Genomic DNA, 19,821 nt, shown 5'->3' on the forward strand with positions numbered 1-19,821 from the left:
TTGCTCTCAGGCCTGGTGCTGGTGATGGGCGCCAGCCAAGCCTCCGCGGCCGACACCTTGCGCTGTGGCAGTCAATTGATCAGCGTCGGCGACAGGCCCAGCGAAGTGCTGCAGAAATGCGGAGAACCGGTCAGCCGCGATGTGCTGGGCTACAAACGTAGCGCCAACCGACGCGAAGAGTTTCAGGTGGAGGAATGGACCTATGGACCCAACGGCGGCATGTACCAGTTCCTGCGATTTGAAGGGAATCGCCTGACGCAGATCACCAGCAAACGCGGCAATTAAATCCCCACCCCTTCAAGTCTAAATATACAAGCGAGCTTGCTCTCGCGATGGCGGTCTAACAGTCAACCTGGATGTTGAATGTTATGCCCTCATCGCGAGCAAGCTCGCTCCCACAGTTGTTTTGTGTTGCCCATATAGAACAGGCCCCCGACACGAATGTCGGAGGCCTGTAATGGCCACATCCTTATGGCCGTTCGCATGAACTCCCAAGAAGCGGCAGGCGTATTGCTCAGCCCGTCTGCCACACCTTCTCCCGGTCCAGGCGAGAAGTCTTGCCTTACTCGGCTTTCAGGCCGTCAGCGGAGACCGCTTTGACGCCTTTGATTTTCTTGGTGATCGCCACAGCGGTGGCTTTCTGAGAATCAGTCACGGCAACCGTGGACGACAGGGACACAACACCTTTGTTGGTTTCGACTTTGATGTCGGTGCCAGGAATACCTTTTTCAGTCAGCAGGTCGCTTTTAACTTTGGTGGTGATCCAGGTATCGGAAGTAGCTTCCTCGACCTTGGCAGCCTCACCAGAAGCCAATGTCAAAGGGGCTTGAGTGGTGGTGGTCTGCGCGAATGCTGCGTTGGCCAGGGTCAGGGTCAGCGCGGTAGCAGTAGCGGCAGCGATAGCGAACTTCTTCATATGAGTAACTCCTGTTTTTCTAGAAAGTCTGCTGGTTGTCTTCTCAGCAGGGTTACTGGGGATATTGCGAACGCTGTGCCAACTTTGAAACAACTAACAAATTCTTATAAATCAATAATTTACAAATTCTATCCATTTTCGAAATCATGCAAAATGCATGACCTGGTAAATCTCTGCATGCAACATGCGGGTTTTCACAAAGTTCCTAACACGCTGAATTTTTTGGCTTTTTTTCTGTGTCTGCGAGACATTCGCAAGCAAAAAAAAGCCCCGTATCCTTAGAAGCGGGGCTGTGCCGGATCTCAGCGTTTACGTAGCGGAACCCGTGCAGCCTTTAGGCACGTAGTCTTGTTGAGCAGTGCTGGTACACGACCAGCCATTGGCGGCATCACGGGTCAATGTGATGGTCTTGCTCAACACAGGCCCCGGTGCATTCAAGATCGTGCACGTGATGGTGCCGGCGCCCGTGGCAACCGTACCTGTCACTGCGACCGTGCAATTGCTGGTGGTGGCATTGCCCGCCGGCGCCACGTTGGCCACCGTTGGCGCAGTCCCCTGGTTGATCACATCTTCATACGGCACCTTCATGGCGGAAATCTCGGCCAAGCCTGCCGTCACTTTCGCCCGAGCTTGATATTTGGAATACATCGGCAACGCAAACGTCGCCAGAATCCCGATGATCGCCACCACGATCAGCAGTTCGATCAGGGTAAAACCTTTCTGAGTCTTCATAGACACGCTCCATGCATGAGTTGAAATCTCATGATCTGCAAGAGCATCAGCACAGCCCATGCCAAGCGCCAGAGCCCCTGCTGGCGGGGCACGAAGTCGAGCCGAAGGGCTTTCGAGCCCCCTGCAACCGCACTATCTGACACTTTTTGTCACCTCAACGCCGCTGGTTTGGTTCAGCGCCTTGACTAGGCTATAAGTCTTGAACTGTCTGTGTCCGGTATCCCCATGAACGACATCGCCCTAAGCGGTCTGGCCAAGCAATTGGTCCTGGCCAAGCTGCTCACTGACAAAAGCGCGCAACAGGCGTATCAGCAAGCCCAACGCAACAAGATTTCCCTGGTCAGTTACCTGGTACAGAACAATCTGGTGAAGAGTCGACAGATCGCCGAGATCGCCTCGGAACATTTCGGCATGGCGCTGCTGGACCTCAATTGCCTGGACAAGGAAACCCAGCCCAAAGGACTGGTCAGCGAAAAGCTGATCCGCCAGCACCATGCGCTGCCTCTCTGGCGACGCGGCAACAAGTTGTTCGTGGGGGTTTCCGACCCGACCAATCATCAGGCGATCAATGACATCCAGTTCAGCACTGGGCTGAACACCGAAGCCATCCTGGTGGAGGACGACAAGCTCAGCGATGCCATCGAGAAATTCTTCGACAGCCATGCCAGTGGCCTGGAAGACATGGCAGATGTCGATCTCGACGGGCTGGACATCGAGTCGGTCGATGACAACAAAAAGGACGCTATTGCCGGACAGGATGCCGACGATGCGCCCGTCGTGCGTTTCGTCCACAAAATGCTGCTCGACGCGATCAAGAGCGGCTCGTCCGACCTGCACTTCGAGCCCTATGAAAAAACATACCGGGTGCGGATGCGCACCGACGGCATGTTGCGCGAAGTGGCCAAGCCGCCCACTCAATTGGCCAACCGCATTGCGGCGCGGCTCAAAGTCATGGCCAGCCTCGACATTTCCGAGCGCCGCAAACCTCAGGACGGGCGGATAAAAATGCGCCTGTCCAAGAGCAAGTCGATTGATTTCCGGGTCAATACCCTGCCGACGCTATGGGGCGAGAAAGTGGTGATCCGGATCCTCGACCCGTCCAGCGCGCAAATGGGCATTGATGCCCTCGGCTACGAGTCCGACCAGAAAGACTTGTACATGGCCGCCCTGAAGCAGCCACAGGGCATGATTCTGGTCACCGGGCCCACCGGCTCGGGCAAGACCGTGTCGCTCTACACCGGCTTGAATATCCTCAACACCGTGGACATCAATATTTCCACCGCCGAAGACCCGGTGGAGATCAACATGGAAGGCATCAACCAGGTCAATGTCAATCCCAAGCAGGGGCTGGATTTCGCCCAGGCGCTGCGTTCGTTCCTGCGCCAGGACCCGGACGTGATCATGGTGGGCGAAATCCGCGATCTGGAAACCGCCGAAATCGCCATCAAAGCCGCGCAGACCGGGCATCTGGTGCTGTCCACCCTGCACACCAACAGCGCCGCCGAAACCTTGACCCGTCTGCATAACATGGGCATTCAGGGCTTCAACATCGCCACCTCGGTCACCCTGATCATCGCCCAGCGTCTGGCGCGCAAATTGTGCAACCACTGCAAGCAATCCATCGACGTCCCTCGTGAAACGCTGCTCAAGGAAGGTTTCCCCGAGGAACGCATCGGCTCATTCGCGATCTATGAGCCGGTCGGTTGCGATCAGTGCAACAACGGCTACAAGGGCGCGTCGGGATTTATGAAGTGGTGAAGAACACCAAGGACCTGCAACGGCTGATCATGGCCGAGGGCAACTCACTACAAATCGACAGCCAGATGCGCAAGGACGGTTTCAACGACTTGCGCACCTCGGGCCTGCTCAAGGCCATGCAAGGCGTCACCAGCCTTGAAGAAATCAACCGGGTCACCAAGGACTGAACATGGCGGTCAAAGCAGCAAAAATCAGCGTCTATGCCTGGGAAGGCACAGACCGCAAAGGCACCCGAATGACAGGCGAGTTGAGCGGCCAGAACCCGGCGTTGATCAAGGCCCAACTGCGCAAGCAAGGCATCAATCCCGGCAAGGTACGCAAGAAATCCGCCTCGATTTTCAGCGTCGGCAAACGCATCAAGCCCCAGGACATTGCCCTGTTCACCCGGCAGATGGCGACCATGATGAAAGCGGGCGTGCCGCTGCTGCAGTCGTTCGACATCATCGGCGAAGGCTTCGATAACCCGGCCATGCGCAAACTGGTGGACGAGGTGAAACAGGAAGTCGCGGCCGGTAACAGCTTCGCCGCGTCCCTGCGCAAGAAGCCGCAGTATTTCGATGAGCTCTACTGCAACCTGGTGGACGCCGGCGAGCAGGCTGGCGCTCTCGATACCCTGTTGGAACGGGTGGCCACCTACAAGGAAAAGAGCGAAAGCCTCAAGGCCAAGATCAAGAAAGCCATGACCTACCCGCTCGCGGTGGTGTTTGTCGCGATCATTGTCACGGGGATTCTGCTGGTCAAGGTGGTGCCCCAGTTCGAGTCGGTGTTCAAAGGGTTTGGCGCTGAACTGCCGGCGTTCACCGTGATGGTCATCGGCCTTTCGGCGTTCATGCAGCAGTGGTGGTGGGCCCTGCTCGGCGGGTTGATCGCGGGCATTTTCGGTGTGCGCCACGCTTTCAAGAAGTCCCCCGGGTTTCGCGACTGGACGGACACCTGGCTGTTGAAGCTGCCGCTGATTGGCACGCTGATGTACAAATCTGCCGTGGCCCGTTACGCCCGTACGCTGTCGACCACCTTTGCCGCAGGTGTCCCGCTGGTCGAAGCGCTGGAGTCCGTGGCCGGCGCCACTGGCAACATTGTGTTCAAGCGTGCGGTGCTGCGGATCAGGCAGGACGTGTCGACCGGCATGCAGTTGAATTTCTCCATGCGCACCTCGGGCATCTTCCCCAACATGGCGATTCAGATGACAGCGATTGGCGAAGAGTCCGGCGCACTGGATGACATGCTCGACAAAGTCGCGAGTTTCTATGAGGACGAAGTGGACAACATGGTCGATAACCTCACCAGCCTGATGGAGCCGTTCATCATGGTCGTGCTCGGTGTTATCGTCGGAGGCCTGGTGGTTGCAATGTACCTGCCCATCTTCCAACTCGGCTCAGCGATCTGACATGCCCTTGAATGAAATCCTGACTGTTTATCCGCTGGCGTTCGTGGCCATTGCACTGGTTGTAGGTCTGCTGGTGGGCAGTTTCCTCAATGTGGTGGTCTGGCGCCTGCCGAAAATGCTCAACCGCGAATGGCGGTTGCAGGCCCATGACGTGCTCGGTGTCCCCGCCGAAGCACCAGGCCCACCCTACAATTTGATGCTGCCCCATTCCCATTGCCCGCATTGCGACCATCGAATTCGCCCATGGGAAAACGTTCCGGTGCTCAGTTACCTGTTTTTTAAGGGGGCGGTGTTCAAACTGCAGCGCACCGATCAGCAAGCGCTACCCGCTGACTGAACTGGCCTGCGGCCTGCTCTCGGCGTTTATCGCCTGGCATTTCGGTTTCGGTTGGCAGGCCGGCACGGTGCTGGTCCTGAGTTGGGGATTGCTGGCAATGAGCCTGATCGACGCCGAGCACCAATTGCTGCCGGACGTGTTGGTGCTGCCGCTGTTGTGGCTCGGGTTGATCGTCAACAGCTTCGGGGTTTTCGTGTCATTGCATGAAGCCCTGTGGGGAGCAGTGGCCGGGTACATGGTGTTGTGGACGGTGTACTGGCTGTTCAAGCTGCTCACCGGCAAAGACGGGATTGGCCACGGTGATTTCAAGTTGCTGGCCATGCTGGGGGCCTGGGGCGGCTGGCAGATTTTGCCTCTGACAATTCTGCTGTCATCGCTCGTGGGGGCATTCGTCGGCGTGATTTTGCTGCGCTTGCGCAATGCGAATACATCGACGCCGATCCCCTTCGGCCCCTATCTGGCGATTGCCGGCTGGATTGCCTTGCTCTGGGGTGGTCAAATAACCGACTTCTATTGGCAGTTTGTCGGTTTGAAATGAATACCCCTGTGGAAAAACCCTGGATTCTTGGCCTGACCGGCGGCATCGGCAGCGGCAAAAGCGCCGCTGCCCAGCACTTCATCGACCTGGGCATCCATGTCGTGGACGCCGATCACGCGGCGCGCTGGGTGGTGGAACCGGGTCGCCCGGCGCTGGCCGCCATCGCCGAACACTTCGGCCCCGGCGTGCTGCAAGCCGACGGGCAACTGGATCGCGCGGCTCTGCGCAGCTTGATTTTTGAAGTGCCGGAGGAACGCCGGTGGCTCGAAGGCTTGTTGCATCCGTTGATCGGTGAAGAAATTGCTCACAATCTAGCCAAGGCACAATCGCCTTACGCGATTCTGGTTTCACCGCTGCTGATCGAATCCGGGCAGTACGCCATGACCCAACGTGTCCTGGTGATCGATGCCCCTGAAAAACTACAGATCGAACGCACCTTGCAGCGTGACCAGACCAGCGAGCAACAGGTCCAGGCGATCCTCAAGGCCCAGTCCAGCCGCCAGGACCGCGTGAGCCATGCCGACGACGTCGTGGTCAACGACCGTGACCTCGCCTGGCTGCACAGCGAGGTCGAACGCCTGCATCACTTTTACCTTACTTTGCGTGGAGGCCAGTCATGAGCCAGACCCCAACCGTCCAATGCCCAACCTGTGGCGCTCCTGTTGAATGGAGTGCCGAGAGCACCTTCCGGCCGTTCTGCTCGGATCGCTGCAAACTGATCGACCTCGGGGCGTGGGCATCGGAAGAACACAAGATTCCCGTCAGCCCGGACGCCGAAGACGAAATGTTCAGCGAAGATTTCGAACCGCGCCACTGATGTTCAAGGCCGCGTAAAACCGTAGTCCTGGCCGTCATCGAGGTTTTCCGCGAGAAAACGCAACTCGTCGGCCAGGTCTTCGGCACTGCGCACCGCTTTACTCTGCTGCACCACGGCACTGAGCAGGGCGCGCAAGCTCAAGCCCGGATCAAATCCCACCTCCTGCGCCCCATCCAGACTCTGACGCAACTCCTGCCGTGCCCATTCGTAAACACTCATGCCCATGCTCCTGAAGGTTTTGCCGAGCATGAGTTCACCCGCGCCAGAAAGATTTGATGCGGATCAAGACTTCGGATCGTCGTCATTCCAGGGTGCCGAAAGATAGCGTGTGCGGTTGAACGTCTCCAGCCACTCGGGGCAAAACACCACCAGTGCGCTGACCAGCATGCCGTTGATGAACGCTTCCGGAAAAATCAGCAGCCACAGATAGCCGACAAAATCTTCCAGCCAATACGGCATGGCAAAGCGTTCGTCGTACCACAACACAAACAGCGCCAGCAGCAGGCACAACAACGCCGACAGCGCGGCGGCAAAAAAACCGGAACAGAAGATATACACAAAGGGATTACGCGGTTGTGCGCGCTCCACCAGGATGGCGATGCACTCGGTAACCCACACGGGCAGCAAAATCAGCAACGCCCCGTTTACGCCGACAGCGACCAGGTCCTGACGCCCGAGCAACACCAGCCCGAACTGCGCAATCAAGCCGCCGACGATTGCCAACGGCCAATCCAGCAACAAGGTCACGGCCGTCATGCCGATGAAGTGATAAGACACGCCGGTGTCGAAATCCCGTCGCACCAGCCACAGCATAAACAGCGCGAACACCGTGCCAAACAGCAAATGCTGGCGGCGACTGTCGGTGAACAGCTCAACCCAGGGCGCACGCCAGATGGCCCAGAGCACGATGGGCACAAAGATCAGCCAGCCGACTGTCAGCGTTTCGGGTGACAGCAGCTCGGCGCCGATCATGGCCGGGCCTTCTCTAGCGCCTCATGCAGTTGCGCGGCCGTGGCATATTCGTGTTGTGCCAACAATTGGCCGTCCTTGAGTTGCAACCACAGTACTTTGTCCTCAGCCCCGGGGTAGCGCGGCGCCACACGCCCCTCACGGTCCAGCATTACCCGGTAGGAGTAATCACGCATCGCCGGAATGGCAAACATCTTCGCGATCAACCGTGGCATGCGCTGAATGTCCGCTAAAAATACGACGTGCCGCGCCTCCAGATAGCCTTTTGGCTGGCCTTGCAGCGCAGCCTCTACCAGTTTGGCGGCATCCATACTTCGCGCCACCAGCAGCGTCTGAGTCTTGGTCTGATTATCCAGTGTAAACGCCTGGTCGTACTGATCGAGCAAGGTCCAGGGCGCCAGCCGCTCGCCCACTTCCAGCGCCTGGGCCCACAAGGGCAGAAATCCGAGCAGCAACACCGGCCAATATTTCACATTCATCCCCTTGTCCTATCGCTTCTGCATGATGGCCATCAGTCTACACCGCCCTTTCAGACTGCCCAGTGACGTCCATTGCCGGTAAACGCTTTCTGCTTGTCGCATTTGAACGCTAAGCTTGGGCCTATGGATGACTCAGATTATTTACGCCTGCTGACCATCGCGGCCGAGCAAGCCAACGCGTTCCTGTCCAATGCCCGCAAATGGGAGCGGGAGCGTTGGGTATGCCAGCGCCTGCTGCAAGGCTTGAACATTCCCTACCGCGCCGACGAATTCGCCCCGGCCGGCGAGCCGCCGGACGTGCTGTTTCGCGAGGCGAATTTCGAAGTGTTCTTCGTGCTCGATGAGGGCCGGCGCCTGAACGACGAATGGCGCGACGAGTTGCAACGTCGCCGCAGCGCGTTTTCGTTGAGTCAGTTAGTACGACGTGAAGCCAAACCCAAACGCATCCCCGCCAATGAATTTTTGCTGAGACTGGCGCCGACCTTGCGCAAAAAAGCGCACAACTACAAAGAACGTGGCATGGACCTGGGGGAGCTCGACATCATCGCCTTCGCCAGCCTCAAGCGCGAAGTGCTGGACCTCAATAGCCACTTTCCACCCCTGACCGAATATTTGCGCCAAGGCTGGCGCTCGTTATCGCTGGTCGGCCCGACATTCGCCCGGGTGCTGTTCGCGCACCCCGAAGCCCCGGATTTCCTGCGCAACAACCTGGGTCGCAGCATCGTCTTCGATGTCGGCATCAGCCTGGTGAGCCCACTGCAGGAATTGATCGCGCAGGTCCCGCAAACCGGCCGCGTACGCTGGATCGGCGTGCGCCCGCAATCACGCTCGCCGATGATCGCACTCGATGCTGTGGAGGCGCGGTTTGAAGCCGGTTTGACCGGCGATCACGCCCGGCCCGGAGCGCGCAATGCGCGGCAGGTGACGTTGATTCAATGGGAACACCTGGCCGCCATCAGTTCGCTGATGGGCCGGCCCGACGATCAACCGGTATTGCCGCAGGACCTACGGCGCAACCTGGTGGTCAGCGGCATCAATCTGTTCAGCCTCAAGGGCCGACGCTTCAAAATCGGCCAGGCCATTTTGAAACCACTGGTTGGTGCCAGCCCTGCGCGCGCCTTGAACACAACCTCGGCCCCGGGACCTTTCAGGCCGTGCGCGGCCATGGCGGAATCACCGTCCGAGTGTTACAAAGTGGCATCATTCGACTGGACGACACGGTGAGCGTCGAGCCCATCCCGGACAGCGGCTATGCTCCGTTCAACGTTCGTTAACTCAGCCTGTAGCTTCTACACATTCAGCAACGTCTACTGACGAGGCCTATATGACCAGCCGCTTGAACCCAGACGACCAGAAGCATGTCGAAGAGTACCTGCACCTGTCCCAGCACCGAGTCGAGCGCCGGCCTTTCCGGCCGTGGATGCTCCTGGTGGTGGTGTTGGCAGTGACCATTGGTCTGGGCCTTTTGAGCCGACTTATCAGTTACCTGACGCTATGAGCCGCATCGCGCTCGCTCGGGTAATTGCACCGATTTCTTTTAGCCTTGCGAGTTATCCCCATGTCCCATCGTATTGTTATTGTCGGCGGCGGCGCCGGCGGTCTGGAGTTGGCTACCCGTCTGGGTAAGACTCTGGGCAAGCGTGGCACGGCCAGTGTGATGCTGGTCGACGCGAACCTGACCCACATCTGGAAGCCGTTACTGCATGAAGTGGCGGCCGGGTCGCTGAACTCTTCCGAAGACGAACTCAATTATGTTGCCCAGGCAAAATGGAACCACTTCGAGTTCCAGCTGGGGCGCATGAGCGGGCTTGACCGCACGCAGAAAAAAATCCAGCTGGCCGCCACCTATGACGAGGCCGGCCTGGAATTGGTCCCTGCCCGCGAAGTGCCCTACGACTCGCTGGTGATCTCCGTCGGCAGCACCACCAACGATTTCGGCACTCAGGGCGCGGCGCAGCACTGCCTGTTCCTCGATACCCGAAAACAGGCCGAACGTTTCCACCAGCAACTGCTTAACCACTATCTGCGTGCCCATGCCGGGCAAACCGACAAGGTCGAACAGATCAGCGTGGCCATCGTCGGCGCCGGTGCCACGGGCGTGGAACTGGCCGCCGAGCTGCACAACGCCGCTCACGAGCTGGCCGCTTATGGCCTGGACCGGATCAAACCGGAAAACATGCACATCACCCTGATCGAAGCCGGCCCACGGGTGTTGCCCGCCCTGCCGGAACGTATCGGTGGGCCTGTGCATAAAACCCTGGAGAAACTCGGGGTCAATGTGATGACCAATGCGGCGGTCAGTGAAGTGACGGCCGACAGCCTGATCACCGCCGATGGCAAAGTGATCAACGCCAGCCTGAAAGTCTGGGCGGCGGGCATTCGCGCACCGGGTTTCCTCAAGGACATCGACGGCCTGGAAACCAACCGCATCAATCAACTGCAGGTACTGCCGACCCTGCAAACCACGCGCGACGAGAACATCTTCGCCTTCGGTGACTGCGCGGCCTGCCCGCAACCGGGCACTGACCGTAATGTGCCGCCGCGAGCACAGGCAGCGCACCAGCAAGCTTCGTTGCTGGCCAAATCGCTGAAGCTGCGTATCGAAGGCAAGGCATTGCCGACGTACAAGTACACCGATTACGGCTCATTGATCTCGCTGTCGCGTTTTTCGGCTGTGGGTAACTTGATGGGTAACCTGACCGGCAGCGTGATGCTGGAAGGCTGGCTGGCGCGGATGTTTTACGTGTCGCTGTACCGCATGCACCAGATGGCGCTGTATGGCGCGTTCCGCACGGCGATGCTGATGCTGGGCAGCAAGATTGGTCGCGGGACTGAGCCTCGGCTCAAGCTGCACTAAAGTTTCCGGCGTCAGCCAGGGCCTCATCGCGGGCAAGCCACGCTCCCACAATTGATCTGTGCACGACGCAGATCCAATGTAGGAGCGTGGCTTGCCTGCGATGCAGGCGCCTCGGTCTAACCGGCGAACACTTCTGTGTCTCACTGTATCTGCCCCCGCGATTTGCCCCTTCGCTTACAAACTCCCCCCTTGCGCGACACAGTAGCGATACACCCATCCCGCTAAATGGCCACACCCGAGCAAGGCACCCCGCCTGCACTGGTTATCGCCGCACTCACGTGGCGTCCTTTATCGAACGGTTGTGTCGCGCAACCCAGGAGATTTGAAATGTCCCGTACCACCAAAAACACTATCGGTTTGCTTGTCGCTGTTTTGGCCGGTGGCATGATGTTGACCGGCACCGTATTCGCTTCGCAGCCGCTGACTCAAGGCTATCTGCTGGCTTCGGCCGAACAGGTGGTGAAAACCCCTGAGGGCAAATGTGGTGAAGGCAAGTGTGGCGATGCGTCGATGGCCAAGACCGACACCGATGGCGACGGCAAGGTATCCCGCGCGGAATTCCAGAAAGTTGCGCCGAAGTCCAACTTCGACAAGATCGACACCAACCACGATGGCTTCATCGACGAGAAAGAGGCTTACGACAACGTGAAAGCCAACTTCGAAGCGAACGGCAAGAAAATGCCAAAAGGCTTGTTCGAGCACCTGAAAGACCAAGACGGCGCCTAAGCCTTCGAGTACCCAGCCCCGCTCTCCAACGAGAAGCGGGGCTTTTTTGTCTGGCGGATTTACACCTGGAAGCGCTGTACCAAGCCCTGCAGAGCGTTGGCCAATTTTGACAACTCATGACTGGAGGCGCTGGTCTGATCGGCGCCGGTGGAGGAACGCACCGACAGATCACGAATGTTCACCAGGTTGCGGTCCACCTCGCGGGCCACTTGCGCTTGTTCTTCGGCGGCGCTGGCGATCACCAGATTACGTTCGTGAATTTCATGGACCGAGGCAGTGATGGTCTGCAGCGCGTCACCTGCCCGCTCCGCCAGGACCCGCGTGCTGGCAGCACGGGAAGCACTGGCGTTCATCGAGTCCAGCGCCAGGCTCGAACCATTGCGCATGCCTTGGACCATTTGCTCGATTTCCTGGGTCGATTGCTGCGTGCGATGCGCCAGCGCACGCACTTCATCGGCCACGACCGCAAAACCGCGTCCGCTTTCACCCGCGCGCGCCGCCTCAATCGCCGCGTTGAGCGCCAACAGGTTGGTTTGCTCGGCGATAGCCCGAATCACATCCAGCACTTTGCCGATGTCCTGAGACTGGTTGGCCAAGGACTGCACCAACTCACCGGTATGCTGCACGTCATTGGCCAAGGCGCTGATGGCACTCGCGGTTTCGCTGACCCGCTCCTGCCCCAGATGCGCCGATTCGCTGGACTGACGGGTGGCATCGGAGGTCGACACCGCGTTGCGCGCAACTTCTTCCACGGCGATGGTCATTTGATTGACCGCTGTGGCGGCCTGCTCAATCTCGTTGTTCTGTTGTTGCAGACCTTGAGTGCTATCAAGCGTGACGGCGTTCAACTCATCCGCCGCGGTGGCCAGTTGCGTGGCCGAACCGCTGATGGCTTGCAGGGTTTCGCGCAAATTGCGCTGCATCGTCGCCAGGGCTTTGAGCAAGCGGCTGACTTCGTCATTGCCATGGGTTTCGATAGGCCGGGTCAAATCGCCTCGCGCCACACTTTCCGCTGCGGTCAGGGCTTCGTTCAATGGACGGACGATGCTGCGGGTCAGCAACATTGCCAGGCCGACGGTGGCCAGCGCCGCCAATGCGATGAACAGGCTGACGATCGTTCGCGACGTGTCGTAATGCGCTGCGGACTTCTCACTCTCAGTTGCAACTTGTTTGGCGAACAGGTCGGCCAAGTCATTAAGCTGCTTGCCGGAGCCGTCGACCACGGTTTTCATGTCGATCAGCAACAGTTTGGTCAGTTCGTCATGGCGACCTTGCTCGGCAAGGGTGAAAGACTGGGCAATGCCTGTGCGATAGGCCGCGAAAGTGGTTTTGAACTGGTCATACAAGACCTGGCCTTCGGGGGTGTCGACCAACTTGTCGTAAGTCGCGATTTTCTCGCTCAGTTCTTTGTTTCGGGTGTCCATTTGTCCGCGGTAGACCGGAATGTTTTTCGGGTCTTGGTCCAGGGCCATGCGCAATGAAATGGTACGAATGCGCAGCATCAACTCGCGGATCTCGTCCCCACCGCGAATACTCGGCAGCCATTGCTTCTCCACTGCCACCTCACTGTCGCGAATGCTCGACATCTGCCCCAGCGCAAATACGCCGAGCAAAGCGACCAACACAGCGATCAGGGCAAACCCCAGCGCTGCTCGAGGAGCAATATTCAACTGACGAAGCAACATAACGAACGCCCTTTTTCTTGTAATGACTTGGATAAGGGGCAGTTACGGCAGGACCCCGTCGCTTGGCTATCGGCAAGTTGTACGATGACTTGAAGGGAATTGCATTTTCGGCAGACAAAAAAACGGCAGACAAAAAAAATCCCCGTATCTTTCGATACGAGGATTTTTAATATGGTCGGGGTAAGGGGATTCGAACTCCTGACATCCTGCTCCCAAAGCAGGCGCGCTACCGGACTGCGCTATACCCCGGTAAAAAAAAGGCGACCTTTGCAAGTCGCCTTCTTCGATCAGCGCTTTTGGCCTCTGATCTTAAGATTCGATTCCAGCGTTAACTGGTTTCAAAAATGGTGGGTCGTGTGGGATTCGAACCTACGACCAATTGGTTAAAAGCCAACTGCTCTACCAACTGAGCTAACGACCCAAAAATGGTCGGGGTAAGGGGATTCGAACTCCTGACATCCTGCTCCCAAAGCAGGCGCGCTACCGGACTGCGCTATACCCCGGTTTGAAATTGGCTCCGTGACCAGGACTCGAACCTGGGACCCAATGATTAACAGTCATTTGCTCTACCGACTGAGCTATCACGGAACTACATATTTCAATTTACAACGGTGAAGCTTTTGCGTTCTCTTCGACCCGTTCGCATCGCTGCGTTCGTGTGTCTGAGGCGCGCTATTCTACAATCTTAAGCACCTCTGTCAACCCCCTAAATTGCTTTCAAGTTAATGATTTGCAACTTATTTCAGATTTCCGCTTGGGGAGCAGAAACCCTTCCGGGTGACTTACTGCGGGGCGCACTTTACAAGCCTTTTCCTTAGAGTTCAACAGCCTGGCGAAAAAAAGGCCTCGCAATGCGAGGCCTCGTCAGTTTTGTTGCCAGGATGGATCAGACGAATACGATTTCGTCGTTTTCCACCACACCCTTGGCGGTATCGCCGGGCATGAAGCGACCCGACAGAATCAGCTGAGCCAGCGGGTTCTCGATCCAGCGCTGAATCGCTCGTTTGAGCGGACGTGCGCCGTACACCGGGTCGTAACCCACCGCGATCAGCTTATCCATGGCCTCAGGGCTCAGATCAGCTTGAGCTCGCGCTCGGTCAGGCGACTGCGCAGGCGACCCAACTGGATCTCGGTAATGCCCGCGATCTGATCCCGCGCCAGCGGCTCGAAGATCACCACTTCGTCGACCCGGTTAATGAACTCCGGCCGGAAGTGGCTGGAAATCGCATCCATCACCGCCGCACGCTGCGCCTCACGATCACCGACCAGTTCCTGGATCTGCACCGAGCCCAGGTTGGAGGTCATGACGATCACGGTATTCTTGAAGTCCACCGTGCGGCCATGGCTGTCGGTCAAGCGACCATCTTCCAGCACTTGCAGCAAGATGTTGAACACATCCGGGTGGGCCTTCTCGACCTCATCCAGGAGGATCACCGAGTAAGGCTTGCGACGCACCGCCTCGGTCAGGTAACCGCCCTCCTCGTAGCCTACGTATCCTGGTGGCGCACCGATCAGTCGGGCCACGGAATGTTTCTCCATGAACTCGGACATGTCGATTCGCACCATGGCCTCTTCCGTATCAAAGAGGAACTCGGCCAACGCCTTGCACAGCTCGGTTTTACCGACACCGGTCGGGCCGAGGAACATGAACGAACCGCTCGGGCGATTCGGGTCGGACAACCCGGCCCGGGAACGCCGCACGGCGTTGGAGACCGCGACCACGGCTTCGTCCTGACCGATCACACGCTGGTGCAACAGGCTTTCCATCTTCATCAGCTTGTCGCGCTCGCCTTCGAGCATTTTCGACACCGGAATGCCGGTCCACTTCGACACGACTTCAGCGATCTCTTCTTCGGTCACCTTGCTGCGCAGCAACTGGTTCTCGCTTTTACCGTGCTGATCGACCATTTGCAGGCTGCGCTCCAGGTCCGGGATCACCCCGTACTGCAGCTCGGCCATGCGGTTCAGGTCACCTTTACGGCGCGCGGTTTCCAGTTCCTGACGGGACTGTTCGATTTTCTGCTGGATCTGCGCAGAGCCCTGGACTTCGGCTTTTTCCGAGTTCCAGATTTCTTCGAGGTCCGAGTACTCACGCTCATGACGCGCGATTTCTTCCTGGAGTTTTTCCAGGCGTTTCATCGCCGCTTCATCGCTTTCTTTTTTCAGCGCCTGGGATTCCACCTTCAACTGAATCAGGCGACGCTCCAGACGATCCAGTACTTCCGGCTTGGAGTCGATCTCCATACGAATTCGGCTGGCCGCTTCGTCGATCAGGTCGATGGCCTTGTCCGGCAACTGGCGGTCGGTGATGTAGCGATGACTGAGCTTGGCCGCAGCGATGATCGCGCCGTCGGTAATCGCCACTTTGTGGTGAACCTCGTAACGCTCTTTCAGGCCACGCAGAATGGCGATGGTGTCTTCCTCGCTCGGTTCGTCCACCAGTACTTTCTGGAAGCGCCGCTCAAGGGCTGCGTCCTTCTCTATATATTGGCGGTACTCATTGAGCGTGGTCGCACCGACGCAATGCAGTTCACCGCGAGCCAGCGCAGGCTTGAGCATATTGCCCGCATCCATCGAGCCTTCGCCTTTACCGGCGCCGACCATGGTGTGCAGTTCGTCGATGAACAGAATGATCTGCCCTTCCTGCTTCGACAGCTCGTTGAGCAGCGACTTCAGGCGCTCTTCAAACTCACCGCGATACTTGGCACCGGCAATCAGCGCCCCCATGTCGAGGGACAGCAGGCGCTTGCCCTTCAGGCCATCCGGCACTTCACCATTAATGATGCGCTGGGCCAGACCTTCGGCAATGGCGGTTTTACCCACGCCAGGTTCACCGATCAGTACCGGGTTGTTCTTGGTACGGCGTTGCAGGACCTGAATGGTCCGGCGAATTTCGTCGTCTCGGCCGATCACCGGGTCGAGCTTGCCTTCTTCGGCGCGCTTGGTCAGGTCGACGGTGTACTTATCCAGCGCCTGGCGCGATTCCTCGTGGTTGGCATCGTTGACCGCTTCGCCACCACGCAGGTTGTTGATCGCGTTTTCCAGGGCTTTCTTGCTCACGCCCTGACCCAGCAGCAATTTGCCGAGCTTGCTGTTCTCGTCCATGGCGGCCAGCAGCACCAGTTCGCTGGAGATGAACTGATCGCCCTTCTGTTGGGCCAGGCGATCAGCCTGATTGAGCAGGCGCGCCAAGTCCTGCGACATGTTCACGTCGCCGGTCGGGTTCTGGATTTTCGGCAGTTGATCGAGCTCTTTGGTCAGCTCTTTGCGCAAACTGTTGACGTCGAAACCGACCTGCATCAGCAGGGGTTTGATCGAACCACCCTGCTGTTCAAGCATGGCTTGCATCAAGTGCGCCGGCTCAATGCCGGAATGGTCAAGGCCGACGGCCAGAGATTGGGCGTCGGATAGTGCTAACTGCAATTTGCTGGTTAAACGATCTATACGCATGGGTCACCTTCCTTTTGAGCAGGCCGGACCTATAAAACATCCTGAATGAAGAAACCTGCCAGATACCGTTATAGATGCGGTCGATTCTGGGAGTTTCAAGCGTCGTGACGTTGATGCAGATCAGAGAAGTCTAGCGTTCGTGCCCGGTCTCACGAATACGTTCCTCTTTTGACGAGTGGCGGTTGTCGTCAGGCAAGGCGCCGCAACGAGTCATCGCCCGCTATGGCGAGAAGCGGCAACGCAGCATGACGGCAACAGACGCCGTCAAAAAGGAACAGTATTCGTGAGACCGGGCACTACAGCCAGATAAGGGAGGCGAATCGGCCGGTGCGGGGACTGCGACGGTAAGAAAAGAAGCGTGGATCGGTCACCGTGCAGAAACCGCCACCATAAACAGCCGTGACACCGCGAGTAGCCAGACGCAAACGCGCCAGCTCATAGATGTCAGCCATAAATTTGCCAGCATTGGCACTCGGCACAAAGGCTTTGGCGGCTTCCGGCAATTGCTCAACGAAGGTTTCGCGCACTTCCGGGCCGACTTCAAAGGCTTGCGGGCCGATGGCCGGGCCAAGCCAGACCAGTACGTCGGCGGGCGGCACGTCCAGGCTGTCGAGCGTCGCTTCGAGCACACCCGCCGCCAATCCACGCCAACCGGCATGGGCCGCCGCCACGCGGAGTGCCGGCGCGGTCGCAAAACAGCGCAGGTAAACAGTCGGCGGTCATCGCCGTGCAGGCGATGCCGGGTGTTGCCGTCCAGCTGGCGTCAGCCGTGGCGACCTGGCTTGGGTCTGCATGAGCCACGACGATGCCGTGAACCTGCTGCAACCAGGCCGGTTGAATAGAAAAGTGATCGGTCAGGCGACGGCGATTTTCGGCAACAGCTTCAGGGCTGTCATCGACGTGATCGCCGAGATTGAGGCTGTCGAACGGCGCCAGACTGACGCCGCCCGCACGGGTGGTCACACAGGCTTTCACCCCGGCAGGCGCAGGCCAGTCGGGAATCAGCCAGTCACTCATCCGATGAACGCCTCACGGTCTTGCTTGAGCAGGGTCAGCAACCAGACGAAATCGTCCGGCAGTGGCGATTCCCAGCTCATGCGCACGCCAGTAGTCGGGTGATCCAGCTCCAGGAACCGTGCATGCAGGGCCTGGCGCGGGAACGCCTTCAACGATTCGACCATGGTCGGGTTAGCTGCCGGCGGGATGCGGAAGCGACCGCCGTAGGCGAGGTCTCCGACCAACGGGAAGTTGATGTGAGCCATGTGCACACGAATCTGGTGGGTACGACCGGTTTCCAGCTTCACCCGAACGTGGGTGTGGGAGCGGAAACGCTCGAGCACGCGGTAATGGCTGACGGCTTGCTTGCCCCCTTCCATCACGGCCATACGCTGGCGTTGCTGACCGTGACGACCGATGGGCGCGTTGATCTTGCCACCCGCCGTCACCACACCGATCACGATGCATTCGTAGATCCGGCTTACGCTGCGGCTCTGCAATTGCGTGACAAGCTGTGTCTGCGCTTGAATGGTCTTGGCCACCACCATCAGACCGGTGGTGTCCTTGTCCAGGCGATGCACGATACCGGCGCGGGGCACATTGATAATGTCCGGCACGTGATGCAGCAAGGCGTTGAGCAAGGTGCCATCAGCGTGACCGGCAGCCGGATGCACCACCAGGCCCGCAGGCTTGTTGATCACCAGGATGTCGTCATCTTCATAGACGATGTCCAGCTCGATGTCTTGAGCGATCCATTCGCCCTGAGCTTCCTGCTCGGCAGTCAGTTCAAGAATGGCGCCACCGTGAACGATGTCTCGCGGGCGGATAACCGCCCCATCCACAGTCAGGCGGCCGTCTTTGATCCAGGCGGAAAGGCGCGAGCGCGAGTGCTCAGCGAATAATTGTGCGGCGACTTGATCGAGGCGTTGGCCGCCCAATTCGGACGGCACCTCTGCGCGAAGTTCAATTTTATCGGACATGCTCAGACTAGGCGTCGGCACAGCCTTTGGTTTCGGCTGCGCGCTTGTGGTTAAATACGGCGTCTTTTGCCCCGAGGCTATTCAACGGGGCGCTCATCATAACAGGACGGCCTCGCCCAAGACAGCGGCCGTCATAGGGACGCAAGCCGCCATGCAAGTGAAACACCTGCTGCTGATCGCCATCCTCGCATTGACCGCTGCTTGCTCATCGAAGGAAGTCGTAGACGAAAACCTTAGCGAAGTCGAGCTGTACCAGCAGGCTCAGCAAGATCTCGACAATAGTAGCTATACCAGCGCCATCGCGAAGCTGAAGGCTCTGGAATCGCGTTATCCGTTCGGTCGCTACGCTGATCAGGCTCAACTCGAGCTCATCTACGCCAACTACAAGAACACCGAGCCAGAAGCTGCAAAGTCTGCTGCCGAGCGTTTCATTCGTCTGCACCCGCAGCACCCGAACGTGGATTACGCCTACTACCTGAAAGGTCTGACTTCCTTTGATCAGGACGTTGGCCTGCTGTCGCGTTTCCTGCCGCTGGACATGACCAAGCGTGACCCGGGCGCTGCCCGCGACTCCTACAACGAGTTCGCCCAGCTGACCAGCCGCTTCCCGAACAGCCGTTACTCGCCAGACGCCAAGCAGCGCATGATTTACCTGCGTAACCTGCTGGCGGCCTACGAGATTCACGTTGCCGACTATTACCTGACCCGTCAGGCCTATGTCGCCGCCGCAAACCGTGGCCGTTACGTGGTAGAAAACTTCCAGGAGACGCCTTCGGTCGGTGACGGCCTGGCGGTCATGACTGAAGCCTACATGCGCATGCACCTGGACGAGCTGGCGGCCACCAGCCTTGAAACCCTGAAGCTCAACTACCCGAACCACCCAAGCCTGGAAGACGGTCAGTTCAAGCCTTCGGTCGCCGAAGCCGACAACCGTTCGTGGTTGAGCAAGGCCACGCTGGGCCTGATCGAATCCAGCCCACCGCTGCCGCCGGGCGAAACCCGCGCCAACCAGGACGTGCAGCGACAATTCCAGGACGCCAAGGACGCAATTCCGAGCGAGCTGAAGCCTAAAGACGGAAATGGCGACGCGATCGAAGAAGAGAATCACGAGGCCGAAGGCAACAACAGCGACCGTTCCTGGTTCAGCTACATGACCTTTGGCGTGTTCGACTGACACCTCAGGTTGTACAAAAG

Annotated in this window: 15 protein-coding genes, 4 tRNA genes and 6 pseudogenes; 12 read left to right on the forward strand and 13 right to left on the reverse strand. The window is 58.4% G+C overall.

The features are described 5' to 3' along the window. Positions 1-24: 24 nt before the first annotated feature. Positions 25-285: a DUF2845 domain-containing protein gene (locus AB4N76_RS09550; RefSeq protein ID WP_460164604.1), complete on the forward strand. Its 261-nt coding sequence runs from the start codon at positions 25-27 to the stop codon at positions 283-285. Between the two features lie 277 nt (positions 286-562). Here AB4N76_RS09550 and AB4N76_RS09555 read toward each other — a convergent pair whose 3' ends face one another. Beyond that, positions 563-916, reverse strand: coding sequence for a BON domain-containing protein (locus AB4N76_RS09555; protein WP_077431250.1), 354 nt, complete (start codon positions 914-916; stop codon positions 563-565). 309 nt (positions 917-1,225) lie between these two features. Continuing rightward, complete coding sequence (locus tag AB4N76_RS09560) at positions 1,226-1,648, reverse strand: pilin (protein ID WP_077431249.1); 423 nt, start codon at positions 1,646-1,648, stop codon at positions 1,226-1,228. A gap of 225 nt (positions 1,649-1,873) precedes the next feature. Here AB4N76_RS09560 and pilB point away from each other — a divergent pair. The 5 genes and pseudogenes from pilB (at position 1,874) to yacG (ending at position 6,485) form a co-directional block, all read left to right on the forward strand. Beyond that, positions 1,874-3,573 (forward strand): annotated as a pseudogene (gene pilB / locus AB4N76_RS09565) (type IV-A pilus assembly ATPase PilB). Positions 3,574-3,575: 2 nt separating this feature from the next. After that, positions 3,576-4,793 (forward strand): type II secretion system F family protein, encoded by a 1,218-nt coding sequence (locus tag AB4N76_RS09570; RefSeq protein WP_046028512.1) that lies wholly within the window; start codon positions 3,576-3,578, stop codon positions 4,791-4,793. 1 nt (position 4,794) lies between these two features. Then, positions 4,795-5,668 (forward strand): annotated as a pseudogene (locus AB4N76_RS09575) (prepilin peptidase). After that, positions 5,665-6,288, forward strand: a complete 624-nt coding sequence (gene coaE, locus AB4N76_RS09580) for a dephospho-CoA kinase (RefSeq protein ID WP_046028514.1) — start codon at positions 5,665-5,667, stop codon at positions 6,286-6,288. Before AB4N76_RS09575 ends, coaE begins: the two are co-directional and overlap by 4 nt. Next, positions 6,285-6,485, forward strand: coding sequence for a DNA gyrase inhibitor YacG (gene yacG, locus AB4N76_RS09585; protein ID WP_046028515.1), 201 nt, complete (start codon positions 6,285-6,287; stop codon positions 6,483-6,485). The genes coaE and yacG overlap by 4 nt, the downstream gene beginning before the upstream one ends. Before the next feature lie 3 nt (positions 6,486-6,488). Here yacG and AB4N76_RS09590 read toward each other — a convergent pair whose 3' ends face one another. The 3 genes from AB4N76_RS09590 to AB4N76_RS09600 form a co-directional block, all read right to left on the reverse strand. Continuing rightward, complete coding sequence (locus AB4N76_RS09590; protein ID WP_046028516.1) at positions 6,489-6,704, reverse strand: hypothetical protein; 216 nt, start codon at positions 6,702-6,704, stop codon at positions 6,489-6,491. A 63-nt stretch (positions 6,705-6,767) separates the two neighbouring features. After that, the gene (locus AB4N76_RS09595; RefSeq protein WP_046028517.1) at positions 6,768-7,457 is read right to left on the reverse strand and encodes an energy-coupling factor ABC transporter permease; all 690 of its coding nucleotides are present in this window, start codon (positions 7,455-7,457) and stop codon (positions 6,768-6,770) included. Further along, positions 7,454-7,927 carry a hypothetical protein gene (locus tag AB4N76_RS09600; RefSeq protein ID WP_046028864.1) on the reverse strand — a complete coding sequence of 158 codons (474 nt, stop codon included), beginning with the start codon at positions 7,925-7,927 and terminating at the stop codon, positions 7,454-7,456. The genes AB4N76_RS09595 and AB4N76_RS09600 overlap by 4 nt, the downstream gene beginning before the upstream one ends. A gap of 129 nt (positions 7,928-8,056) precedes the next feature. On the opposite strand from AB4N76_RS09600, the pseudogene AB4N76_RS09605 reads away from it, so the two are divergent. From AB4N76_RS09605 to AB4N76_RS09625, 5 genes and pseudogenes are all read left to right on the forward strand, one after another. Continuing rightward, positions 8,057-8,680 (forward strand): annotated as a pseudogene (locus AB4N76_RS09605) (DUF1780 domain-containing protein); the annotation flags it as partial. Next, positions 8,681-9,207, forward strand: a pseudogene (locus tag AB4N76_RS09610) (MOSC domain-containing protein). Positions 9,208-9,257: 50 nt separating this feature from the next. Beyond that, positions 9,258-9,431 carry a DUF3094 domain-containing protein gene (locus tag AB4N76_RS09615; RefSeq protein WP_032830895.1) on the forward strand — a complete coding sequence of 58 codons (174 nt, stop codon included), beginning with the start codon at positions 9,258-9,260 and terminating at the stop codon, positions 9,429-9,431. A 60-nt stretch (positions 9,432-9,491) separates the two neighbouring features. Further along, positions 9,492-10,790 carry an NAD(P)/FAD-dependent oxidoreductase gene (locus AB4N76_RS09620; protein ID WP_046028521.1) on the forward strand — a complete coding sequence of 433 codons (1,299 nt, stop codon included), beginning with the start codon at positions 9,492-9,494 and terminating at the stop codon, positions 10,788-10,790. A 327-nt stretch (positions 10,791-11,117) separates the two neighbouring features. Continuing rightward, on the forward strand, positions 11,118-11,516 hold the full coding sequence (locus AB4N76_RS09625) for an HvfA family oxazolone/thioamide-modified RiPP metallophore (protein ID WP_460164412.1): 399 nt from the start codon (positions 11,118-11,120) through the stop codon (positions 11,514-11,516). A 59-nt stretch (positions 11,517-11,575) separates the two neighbouring features. On the opposite strand, the gene AB4N76_RS09630 is transcribed toward AB4N76_RS09625, so the two are convergent. From AB4N76_RS09630 to rluD, 8 genes and pseudogenes are all read right to left on the reverse strand, one after another. Further along, positions 11,576-13,201, reverse strand: a complete 1,626-nt coding sequence (locus tag AB4N76_RS09630) for a methyl-accepting chemotaxis protein (protein WP_046028523.1) — start codon at positions 13,199-13,201, stop codon at positions 11,576-11,578. Between the two features lie 172 nt (positions 13,202-13,373). Further along, a tRNA-Pro gene (locus tag AB4N76_RS09635) sits at positions 13,374-13,450 on the reverse strand. Between the two features lie 96 nt (positions 13,451-13,546). Then, positions 13,547-13,622, reverse strand: a tRNA-Lys gene (locus tag AB4N76_RS09640). A gap of 5 nt (positions 13,623-13,627) precedes the next feature. Next, a tRNA-Pro gene (locus tag AB4N76_RS09645) sits at positions 13,628-13,704 on the reverse strand. A gap of 9 nt (positions 13,705-13,713) precedes the next feature. Continuing rightward, positions 13,714-13,789 (reverse strand) — tRNA-Asn (locus AB4N76_RS09650). 298 nt (positions 13,790-14,087) lie between these two features. Further along, positions 14,088-16,651, reverse strand: a pseudogene (clpB, locus tag AB4N76_RS09655) (ATP-dependent chaperone ClpB). Positions 16,652-16,947: 296 nt separating this feature from the next. Next, positions 16,948-17,668, reverse strand: a pseudogene (gene pgeF, locus AB4N76_RS09660) (peptidoglycan editing factor PgeF). Beyond that, a complete protein-coding gene (gene rluD, locus AB4N76_RS09665) occupies positions 17,665-18,627 on the reverse strand; it encodes a 23S rRNA pseudouridine(1911/1915/1917) synthase RluD (RefSeq protein WP_460164413.1) in 963 nt (320 codons plus the stop codon). Before rluD ends, pgeF begins: the two are co-directional and overlap by 4 nt. A gap of 151 nt (positions 18,628-18,778) precedes the next feature. Here rluD and AB4N76_RS09670 point away from each other — a divergent pair, with 151 nt between their 5' ends. Further along, positions 18,779-19,801 (forward strand): outer membrane protein assembly factor BamD, encoded by a 1,023-nt coding sequence (locus AB4N76_RS09670; protein WP_046028529.1) that lies wholly within the window; start codon positions 18,779-18,781, stop codon positions 19,799-19,801. The last annotated feature ends 20 nt before the right edge of the window (positions 19,802-19,821 follow it).

It is taken from the genome of Pseudomonas sp. S2_F03 (assembly GCF_054668335.1).